The sequence below is a fragment of the uncultured Arcanobacterium sp. genome, assembly GCF_947253055.1.
GTDB lineage: Bacteria > Actinomycetota > Actinomycetes > Actinomycetales > Actinomycetaceae > Arcanobacterium_A.
The window spans coordinates 1-9,720 of the sequence record NZ_CAMXYE010000055.1 but is presented as its reverse complement, the minus strand read 5'-3'; the positions used below and the strand labels follow the sequence as shown (position 1 = coordinate 9,720).

The 9,720-nt window shown below is 51.6% G+C and carries 9 protein-coding genes and 1 tRNA gene; 5 read left to right on the top strand and 5 right to left on the bottom strand.

Features of this window, described 5'->3' with window-relative positions; genetic code table 11:
• Together Q0X35_RS04685 and Q0X35_RS04680 are read left to right on the top strand one after the other, a co-directional pair.
• A partial coding sequence (locus tag Q0X35_RS04685) for a hypothetical protein (protein WP_297566052.1) occupies positions 1–3,459 on the top strand: 3,459 nt, incomplete at its 5' end.
• Positions 3,460–3,502: 43 nt separating this feature from the next.
• Positions 3,503–3,727 (top strand): hypothetical protein, encoded by a 225-nt coding sequence (locus Q0X35_RS04680; RefSeq protein WP_297566050.1) that lies wholly within the window; start codon positions 3,503–3,505, stop codon positions 3,725–3,727.
• Positions 3,728–3,841: 114 nt separating this feature from the next.
• Here the strand turns inward: Q0X35_RS04680 and mscL are convergent, their stop codons facing one another.
• The 3 genes from mscL to Q0X35_RS04665 form a co-directional block, all read right to left on the bottom strand.
• Positions 3,842–4,246, bottom strand: a complete 405-nt coding sequence (mscL, locus tag Q0X35_RS04675; protein ID WP_297566048.1) for a large conductance mechanosensitive channel protein MscL — start codon at positions 4,244–4,246, stop codon at positions 3,842–3,844.
• 65 nt (positions 4,247–4,311) lie between these two features.
• Positions 4,312–5,121, bottom strand: coding sequence for an SAF domain-containing protein (locus Q0X35_RS04670; protein ID WP_297566046.1), 810 nt, complete (start codon positions 5,119–5,121; stop codon positions 4,312–4,314).
• A 227-nt stretch (positions 5,122–5,348) separates the two neighbouring features.
• On the bottom strand, positions 5,349–5,975 hold the full coding sequence (locus tag Q0X35_RS04665) for a 5-formyltetrahydrofolate cyclo-ligase (RefSeq protein ID WP_297566044.1): 627 nt from the start codon (positions 5,973–5,975) through the stop codon (positions 5,349–5,351).
• A 221-nt stretch (positions 5,976–6,196) separates the two neighbouring features.
• Here Q0X35_RS04665 and Q0X35_RS04660 point away from each other — a divergent pair, with 221 nt between their 5' ends.
• Positions 6,197–7,255, top strand: coding sequence for a hypothetical protein (locus Q0X35_RS04660; RefSeq protein WP_297566042.1), 1,059 nt, complete (start codon positions 6,197–6,199; stop codon positions 7,253–7,255).
• Between the two features lie 209 nt (positions 7,256–7,464).
• A tRNA-Ala gene (locus Q0X35_RS04655) sits at positions 7,465–7,540 on the top strand.
• A 581-nt stretch (positions 7,541–8,121) separates the two neighbouring features.
• Here Q0X35_RS04655 and Q0X35_RS04650 read toward each other — a convergent pair.
• Entirely contained in the window at positions 8,122–8,769 is a 648-nt protein-coding gene (locus Q0X35_RS04650; RefSeq protein WP_297566040.1) for a hypothetical protein, read from the bottom strand.
• A 36-nt stretch (positions 8,770–8,805) separates the two neighbouring features.
• Between Q0X35_RS04650 and Q0X35_RS04645 the strand changes: the two genes are divergently transcribed.
• Positions 8,806–9,378, top strand: a complete 573-nt coding sequence (locus Q0X35_RS04645) for a P27 family phage terminase small subunit (protein ID WP_297566039.1) — start codon at positions 8,806–8,808, stop codon at positions 9,376–9,378.
• 24 nt (positions 9,379–9,402) lie between these two features.
• On the opposite strand, the gene Q0X35_RS04640 is transcribed toward Q0X35_RS04645, so the two are convergent.
• Complete coding sequence (locus Q0X35_RS04640; protein WP_297566037.1) at positions 9,403–9,612, bottom strand: hypothetical protein; 210 nt, start codon at positions 9,610–9,612, stop codon at positions 9,403–9,405.
• Positions 9,613–9,720: the final 108 nt, after the last annotated feature.

Sequence of the window (9,720 nt, the reverse complement as noted above, 5' to 3'; positions counted from 1 at the left end):
GCAGCTCCTGCTACTGGAGAAGATGCGGCGGGGGCGGTCTTGGGTATAAAAACTGCCGTAGAGCAGAGTGCGCCTGCTGTTTATCGCCGACTCCGGCTAGATTTCTTGCCCGATGGAGACGGTGCTATTCAGCTTTCTCCGCAGGCAGAAGTGAATCCGATTTTGCTAAAGGCCTTGCGGGAAAATGGAATTTCTGCGGAAGAAATAGCGGATTTGCGTGAATTGGTGCAGCGTTCGCTTGGCGTCGAGAAAATTTTTCAGCGTCTGATTACGCTTTCGCGGCTCTACTTGCCAGGATTTAGCTATCGTGAGCAGGCGTTAATTGGCTGTTTCCACAATCCAGCCCAAATCATGCTCAACGATTTAGAAGCGCTCGAGCCTTATATAAAGAGTTCAGGAATTTTGACTGCACTCGCAGGAGATGAAAAACGCCGCGCGCTTTCTGCGCAACCCTTGCCACCCGTCTTAGAAGAAGATCGCTCTCCAGAAACGGAGCGCGGAGCAGGCGACCACGATACGGTGGAACTCGGAGTAGTCGAAGCAGTAGCGGCGGGGCGTTCGCTGATTATGGATACCCCTCCGGGTACGGAAAAATTCTCTACTATTGCTGCGATAGCTGCCGACGCGGCGGCCTCTGGTAAATCGATGATATTTGTGCCGGCTAGTGCGGCAGCCGGGCAGGCTTTGCGCCACGAGTTAGAAAAAATCGGGCTGGGAGAGCTGGTACTAGATTTTTCCGATATTGAAGCGGTGCCGCCGCGAATCCGCACGGGTCTGCGTTTAGAACCACCGGCTATTGATTTAGACGGGGTGCTCTCCAATCGCGATAAATTAGTGCGGGCCCGGGCGCAGCTGCAATCCTTTATTGCAGATTTACATCGAGTAGACGAAGAGTATTCCATCTCGGTATACGCGGCTTTAGAGAAATTAGTGCAGCTGACGGGGAAGGAAAAAGCGCCGAAGACGAAGGTGCGCTTGCCGCAGATAGCTTTAGATTCGCTAGCGGGAAATGGATACGTGACGGCGGCAATTGATTTACAGCGCGCCGCTGAGTTGGGAATTCTCAGTGATTCGGCAATGATTTCTGCGTGGGAAAATTCGCCGCTCACCGATGGAGAAGAAGCGCAAGCGGCTTTTGCGCGGGCGGCGGAGCTCGCAGAAATTACTTTGCCGGAGCTTATGCAGCAGGTAGAAAAAGTAGCTAAAGATACGGGGTTGCGGCCGGCGGAGAATCTCGCGCAGTGGCAGGAGCAGCTAGATCTCTTTGCGGGCATTTCTGCTTCGCTAGATATTTTTAAGCCACATATTTTTGACGACTCTCCAGATGATTTCATAGCGGCTACTGCCTCTAAAGAATGGCGAAAAGAGCGTGGCTATAAACTTTCCCGCAGTGAAAGAAAAGCCATTATTCATACTGCGCAGGATATGCTCCGCCCTGGAGTGGTGCCGGCAGATTTACATACGGAACTGCAGCGAGTAGCGGAACGCCGGCAAGTGTGGCGGCGCTATGCCCAAGACGGCGGCTGGCCAGTATTGCCGCACAGTTTAGTGGCGGCGCGTACCACCTATAGCCAAGTAGTGGCCGAGTTGGCAAAGCTAGCGGTAGAGACCGGCGCTGGTGAAAACGTAGAGGCTTATGTAGATATCGCTTTCCCGCAGCTCCAGAAACAGCTGCAAAGCTTGGCGGTAGATGCGGCGCAGATGGAAAATTTGGCAGAGCGAAATAAGTTGCTTGCCCATTTGCGCGAAATAGGCTTAGAAGATTTCCTTGCCGATTTACGCCGCCGGCAAGTACCGGCAGAGATGATTGATAGCGAGCTGGATCTGGCCTACACGTCTTCGATTTTTGAGCGCATCCTCAGTAAATCAGAAGTACTCCCGGCTTACGGCCCGCGCGATATTGAAAATATGCTCCACGAATTTTTAGACGCCGATAAGAAGCACGTAGATTCGCTGGCAGATCCGGTACTCTTGGCGGCGGTGCGCAATATGCGCGATACGGCGCGCGGGCGGCGAGAAGAAACTATCCAGATGGATAAGGCCTTGGCTAGCTACGGCATTACGGCTTTGCGCGATATGATTGCTACTTATCCGCGAATAATGCAGGTGGCGCGGCCAGTATGGATTGTGCCGCCAGTGGTGGAGGCTGAATATATACCGCCGATGCCTTGGGCAGATTTAGTAATCGCAGATACCGGTGATACTTCGAGCGTCGCTTCTTTAGTATCTCTGCTGGCCAGAGGGCGGCAGATTGTATTGGCCGGCGATGTGCGCCGCGCGGAAATGATTGCTGAGCGGGCGCAAGGGGCGGATAGTAAAGCAAAGAATAATGCGCTGCTAGATTTTGCGAAAGTGCTGCCGATTATCCAGCTACCAGCTACGCGGGTGCATTATGAAGAGTTGAGTCTGCGGGCGTTGAATGAAAATGGCTACGCAGGAGTTTATAGTCTCTATCCTGCGCGCCCATTGACGGATACGATTTTGCTGAAAGTAGTGGATGGGCGCGGCGTGCCAGCTACGAGCGGTGGCGGGGCAGTAGAAGCACCGAAAGCCGAAGTGGAAGAAGTAGTGCAGACAGTGCTGCGTTACGCTATAGATCAGAATCCGGATTCTCTAGCAGTAGTGACGGCGTCTGCGCGGCACGCGCAAGAGATACGGAAAGCTTTGAGTGAGCATCGCGCGGCGGGGCAGTATGTGGCACAGCTGCGGCATCTGAATAAACAGGAACCTTTCGTAGTGGTAGATATTCTCCAAGCGGCGGGTTTGCGGCGAGATAATATTATTTTCTCCCCCGGTTTCGGAAAGACGGTGCACGGCCGCGTGCTGCACTCTTTCGATAAATTGGCTACGGTGCCGGGCTTTATTGGACTCGTGGAGGCAATTAATGCGGCTCGCGATAATCTGTTTGTAGTTACTTCCCTCGCGCCGGGAGATATTGATTTACAGAAAGTTTCGGCGCCAGGCCCGCGGTTGTTGGCTGAGTTGATTAATAAAGGGGTAGAACCCGGTAAATGGGAAGCGGCTGCAACTCCTATTCCTGCTAGTAGCCAAAAGGATCGGGAAGTTACTCCATTGTTAGCAGATTTGGCGCGCCGTTTAGAAGAAAAAGGGTGGATGACTGCCTGTAACTATGGTTATAGCGATTCGGAAGTAATTCCGCTGGTAGTTGGGCATAAAAATATTCCTGGCACTTGGGCTTTGGCAGTTTTGCTAGATGATGCGGCCTACGCTAGCCAAGCTTCCCTGCGCCGGCGCGATAGATATCGGCAGGAGACTTTCCAGGAAGCGGGTTGGCTGGTGTATCAGACCTTCTCCACTTCGCTCTTTATAGATCCGGCGGGGCAGGCGCGAGCAATAATCGAGCAGCTAGAGAGCTGCTATGCCCTAGAGGAAGATATCAGTGCGGATTCAAGCGAAGCCGTGGAAGAATCTTTGGCAGATAGTGATGCCGAGGAGTAAAAATTTTCCGGTAAATAGGGAGCCGGCAGCGGAGAGAGGAAAAGTGCCACATCGGCGGGTGACGGCGCTTTCTCGTCTCGATAGAGAGCGGTTAGAACGTGGTGAAATAGCTTGCCCAGAAGAGGCTTTGCATATTCACGACGCAAAGAGTGCTCCGGCTCCGGAGCGTGCTACTTGGCGGCAAAAAAAAGTTGTTGACGAGGCCAAGTTGAGCCCGCGCGAAAAAGAGATTCTGGCGGAGCTCCCGCCGCATTTTGGGAAACTATAAGTTCAGTTAAAAACTAGTAGTTAGCTAGAAACCAACAGTTTGCTAGAAACTAACATTCTGCCAGAAACTAGCATTTTTCCAGAGCGCGGAACTCTACTAGCGTATGGAGCTCTATTAGCGCGCAGAGTGATTATTTTTTGCCAATAAATCGCGGATTTCTTCCAGTAACAACACCTCGGGATCGGGAGCGAGAGCAGCATCATCCGCCTCTGCCGTCGCTTTCTTGTGGCTATTTAGTTTATTGAGCGGGACTACTACGAAAAAATAGATAGCGGCTGCCACTATCAGAAAATTAACTACGGCAGTCACAAAGGTACCCGGTAAAATAGTGGCGCCATTTAAGTGAATAGTCCAGATATGGTCAAAATTGGGTTTGCCAAAAATAGCTCCGATGAGTGGCATCAAGATGTTATCGGTAAGTGCGCTCACTATCGGGGTAAAAGCAGCCCCAATAATCACACCTACTGCCAAATCAATTACATTCCCCCGGCTAATGAATTCCTTAAATCCTTGCAGCATTTTTCCTCCTCTGTTGCGTATTAAATTTTAACACTCTATGCATGATGAGCTCCTGAGCAAGAATTTTACGGAGCAGTACCGGTATTCAAAACCGGAAAGAGAGGTGCCTCTACCTGGGCAGATAGGACTGCGGGGGCATCTGCTTCAGCTACCGCTACGAGTAAGCTATTTTCGTTATCGGGAAGCGGTTTCCCCAGCAAGGAATCAGAATATTTTTTCATTTTACTGACCACTATCGCCCCCCTGCTCAGTATTTGGGCATTTTTTCGGATAGTGCTGCTATTACTAGCACTACTATCGCTATTGCTGCTCTCTTCTCTATCGGAATCTGTTTTTGCTCCTGTTTCAGTAACTCCACTAGTTTCACCAGTTTCAGCAGTTCCAGCAGTTCCAGCTGCCGCCAAAGATTTATAGTTTTTTCCGATTGCATAGAGATCGATTCGGTCGCCTATTTGCAACATATCCGGTATCGCTGCATTGCTAAGCGCTAACGCAATTATCACCATCCCCGGCGGTGCATGCTCGCGGAGACTTCCATCTAATAGCATCTCGGCAGCGAGAGGGATTCCCGGAGGTAACGGTGTAATAAGTGATTTCCCGAGTACTTCTTGGATATTTTTTATGCTCGACGCCGGTGCCATATTTACGGGCACCGCCACCATCTCTAAATCTCCCGCCGTCAATTCCGCTCCGGTGTAGAGAGCCTTTTTCGTCACCGCAACTTGCACTGTACCAGGGCGTAAATCAGTAAAAGCCGTCCAACCACTTTGTAAAAGTAAAGCTAGGAGAAGGGCAATCCCTACCCATTTCCATCTCCAGATAAAGGCGCGCACAGGTAAAGTAGTTCGCTGCGCGCGCAGTGCTGATTTCTTCATACTTAGATTCTGGAAAAAGGTTTGGCTCCTAGAAGTAGGTACCAGAAATCTGGGGAAAAGCTCGCCGGTTTCTGCGCTAGTGGAAAACTAAGGCGTGAAAGCCGTGCGGGAGCTAAGGCTAGGAACTTGCGCGAGGGTGCGAAAGCTGTGCAAAGGCTGTGCGAAAGCCGCGCAAAAGCCGCGCAAAAGCTAAGAAAATACGCGAGCGATAGAAAAGTGTGGCAACCCTAGGCAGCTATGGCCGTGGTAATTATTTGCTTTGGTAGTAATACGTAGGGGATGAGCATATCGAGGTCGTTCTGCGGCAACCGGAAATCTACGTACTCTTCCGGATATATCATTGCGCCAATCCGCGTGCCCGGTTTAGCCGCTTTTAGGGCGCGGTCGTACCATCCACCTCCTTGCCCGAGACGTTCGCCGAAACGCGATACGAGTAACGCCGGCATAATTAAGGCATCTACGCTGGCGAGTACTTCGTTATCAAATGCTGGGCCGGTGGGCTCGGGCGGACGCCCCGGCGCCATCTGCGTCAAGTCGTCGCGCCCCTTGAAAAATCCCCAGGAGCGGGTGAGCCCGGGCCCGAGTTTCGGCAGCAGTAGCTGTTTTCCGCTGTCGGCAATCATCGTACATAAATCGAAAGTTTGTGGTTCAAATTCAGTGGAAACGAATCCCGCTACTGTCTTAGCATCGCCCAAAAAATCTAGTACCGTACTTATCCATAATTGGGAGAGGTCTTGGCGAGATTTTTCGCTGCGCTGCCGGCGATGCTCGCGCACTGCGGCGCGCAATAGTTGCTTGGCGTCCTCTTCTTCTAGATCCTCGATATTAGGTAGGTGTAAAGAAGAATGCGCCATTTCCTGCTCCGATTAATTTATCGCGGGTCGGTATTTATATTTTATTTTCTTAAATATTTTATCTTGCCATAAGCGAGTGTACCCGCCTGAAAATATATCTGCGGGAGTATTGTGAATCATGATAACGGAGTGACACTTTTCGTTCTTAGAATGAGGAAAAGCGAGCAACACACCGCCGCGGGGATACTGCGGAAAAGAGTAGAGTTTTATAGCGTAAAAGTATGGGTGGAGAAGGTTTAGCAATTGCAGTCGCAGTGGTGCTGATTCTTCTCTATCTGGCTCCGGCTCTGTGGCAGCGGCGTAGTGTGCTCAACGAAGTACACAGCGAAGAAAAATATTCAGCGCAGTTGCGTTTGCTTCATACAGTGCCTACAGCGGCAGTAAATGAACGCCATGAATACGGGACTATTTTTATAAGGGAGCGCAAGGCAATGGCTGAAAAACCGGCACCACGGGAAAAACCCCGTGATTTACGTGCAGTAGCGCGCGGAAGAGCACGGGCTCGCGCGCGAATTGTGCGCCGTTCTGTATATAGAAGCCGAGCTGTGCTAGGTGGGGCAGCTCTGCTAGGAATCACGCTTTTAGCGTGGGTTCTGCTGCTAGTATCGGTGCTTTCTTGGGCAGTGCCGGTTATATGCACTGTTTTGAGCTTGGGATATGGAGTTGCTCTGCGTCATTTCCAGCAAGTTTGGGGTCAGGAAACGCTAAAAGACCAAGAAATAATTGCGCGGAGTGACGAAATTTTGGGTGCGCACGGAGCACCGAAAGCGCGCGCGCAGCGTTCCCGCAGTATCGCACCGGCGCGCCGAAGAGTGCCGGCTGGGCAAAAGATGGCACGCATAACGGCGGCGCGGGCGCAATTATCGGCATCTACTCTTTCGGAGCAAGAAGCGGCTACTCCTTCGCGTCAATATGCTTCCCGTTCTCGTTCGGAAAAGGCGGCGCGCACTGAATCAGGCAGCGCGGCGAAAGAACAGCTGGCTGCTGCATCTCGCTCTGCAGCAATCGCAAAGCCTAGCTATACCTTGAAAGGAAAGGGGCGTGCGCTCGGGCAGGTGGGAGAGCCGATACAGAAACGTACCGTAAAGCCCTATGAGCCGAGTCCGGTGGCAGAAGCGGCCGTCCCGTATCGTCCGCAGCGCCCAGGAGAGCGAATCGGCAATGCCGAAGTAGCGGCAGCGCATGCTGCACCGGAGATGAGCGGATCGGAAGAATCACGCCTAGATTTGCTGGGTAGTGGTAATACTCTTGACGATCTATTAGCTCGCCGGCGCGCCTAGTATCTTTTGGTATTTTTCCTAGTAATACTCCAGAAAATAATTTTCCGGCGCGAAAAAGCGCTAGAAAATTATGAGTGAAGCTCCTAGGAATTGCGAGAAAAATATAAGAGAAAAGATAAGAGAAAAACGCGGTGCTGTGTGGTTTTTCTCGCCTCTTAATCCCGGAAGTAGTGCAGTGGAAAACTTCCGTGGTAGCATAAATAGGCATTGGGGCATTGGCGCAGTTGGTAGCGCGCATCGTTCGCAATGATGAGGTCAGGGGTTCGAATCCCCTATGCTCCACCATGAGGAGTCCGAACGGTGAAAAAGCCTTCGGGCTTTTTCATTAGTAAGGACGACGAAATAGTGCGTAATCCCGGCAGGGATTACTAGTACCATTAGGACGCTCATTTTGCTACAAAGTGAGCGTCCTGTTTTTATGTTGCGCGGAGGGGCGGTTTGGCTTGTCAGCGCAGATTTCTGGGTTTCACTCGCGCGCTCGCTTGCCTCTGCTAGGGTCATCGAGACGACGTGCCTGAGGCTGATTTCAGCTAGTGGGTGCGTGCTTGGGCGGAGACGCTAAAAAGTGTTGCTGGCGCTAAAAAGTTTGTAGAGTGAACAGACTTCTTAGCTCCTTTTTCTATTTTCTACTGGTAGTCATGTGCGAGATCCGAGGCGTAGAGCATTTTAGCTTCCCCAGCTTGGCGGATGGCTTGGCGTACGTGTTCGCGTTTGAGATCCAGTACGCGCAGCTGGCCGTCTACTTCTGCGAGAGCTGGGAGGTTCGCTCACTATGGCTGCTCATGCTAATCGTTTGCCTGATCAAAGCGAAGCGAATCGTCTTGCATACATCTATGCAACGTGTCTAAGTAAAGGCTAAAGCACATTCACTCGTCGCAGGTGAAGCGCGCTGGGATATCTGTGTCAGGGTCTATTCCGATACTCGAATAAGTGCGGAGTGTCCCGATTCCTGATTCCCAGCGCACTTCCCAAGCGGTGTCATCTATTTTTCCTGAGCCTTTGGCTGACCACGAATACGGCGTTTTAACGCCAAGATGAAAATTGTTCGACACGGTATAGAATCGCCCAAACCTGTGATACATCGCGCTATTTCCCCACGAATAGATAACCCGACAATTGGTAGCGCCTTGCTTAGAAGGAACTATGCCGTAACTATCCATGTTAATGACAGTCCCTGCAAAAGCTACTGTGCCTGTAAGAAACGCAACCATGAGAATTACTTTTACCCATCTCTTTTTAATGTCACTATTTGTTTGCTTCAGCGTAGCGATAAGCAAGATTAAAGCTAAAACTGACACAACTAGGTAAATAGTGGCAGGAAGTAAAAGAATATTGACAGGTTTTCCTATTAGCAGGATAGGCGCGCCCCGTAGCACACTACCTTTTGAATAATAAACCTGCGCTAGAAACATGAGAAGACCCAGCAGGGAGGCAAGCAGAAAACACAGCCATACAGCGCTGCGATTGAAATACGTACGATTTGTCCGCATACTTACCAAAATCTCTCGAACCATTTTCAAAATTATATTTTAACAGTAAGGCTTATTTCAGTGGCGAAAGGCAGAACTAATCGCGGTGGGCGCCGCGTGAGGGCGGGCGCGAAACCCGACCCGCTCAATGAGAAACTCGCCAAGGGTCTGCCTGCTACTCGCCTGGAAGATTCGCTAGCGAGCCCTTTCGATTTCGAGGGCGCAGATGTTGGCGCGGGCGCGGTGCTTGCTGGTGAGGTGATGCCGGAGCCTGCCGAGTATCTGTCGGAGGTGCAGCGCGATGGCAAACCGCTGGGCGCGGACATTGTGTATCGGGAGACGTGGCGCTGGCTTGATGAGCGTGGCTGCACGAGGTTTGTTTCTAAGCGGCTGATTGAGGCCTACGCCCAGGCATTTGCCCGGTATGTGCAGTGTGAGAAGGCGATCTCCAAGTTCGGTTTGCTCGGCAAGCACCCGACCACGGGGGCTGCTATCGCCTCCCCGTTCGTCGCCATGTCCCAGTCTTTTGGTAAACAGGCAAACGTGTATTGGTATGAGATTTTTGAGATTGTGCGGGCGAACTGCACTAGCGACTATACCGGGGCGGCCCCGGGTGATGAGGTTATGGAGCAGTTGTTGAAAGCACGCTCGTAGATGCGCCCTAGTTGTTTCCCGGGATTATTTGGAACCTTTTGTTTCGGTCAAGCCTGCCCCTAGCGCGATTCCGACTCCTGTGCCGATAGCTACCCCTAAGGCAATATTGTTCATAATGAACCCAAGACCAGTGCCGGCCATCATCCCGGCAATCATTCCGTAAACCACGGCCTTACCATCGCCACCAGAAGGCTCCTGCTCTAGCGGATTAGGTTTACTCGTTTCGTCTTGCACGTATTCCAGTGTCACACATGATTCGGGTTTTCCTCGTTTTCTTCGCTCCCCACTGGAGTGGCCTAGGAATTAGGTCCAGGTGGTTTAAGCGTTGACCGTGTTTTCTTG

Coding starts and splice junctions, on each gene's coding strand:
- mscL (WP_297566048.1), bottom strand. CDS start 4,246: ATGCTGCAAGGATTTAAGGAATTCATTAGCCGGGGGAATGTAATTGAT.
- Q0X35_RS04650 (WP_297566040.1), bottom strand. CDS start 8,769: ATGGTTCGAGAGATTTTGGTAAGTATGCGGACAAATCGTACGTATTTC.
- Q0X35_RS04670 (WP_297566046.1), bottom strand. CDS start 5,121: ATGAAGAAATCAGCACTGCGCGCGCAGCGAACTACTTTACCTGTGCGC.
- Q0X35_RS04665 (WP_297566044.1), bottom strand. CDS start 5,975: ATGGCGCATTCTTCTTTACACCTACCTAATATCGAGGATCTAGAAGAA.
- Q0X35_RS04660 (WP_297566042.1), top strand. CDS start 6,197: ATGGGTGGAGAAGGTTTAGCAATTGCAGTCGCAGTGGTGCTGATTCTT.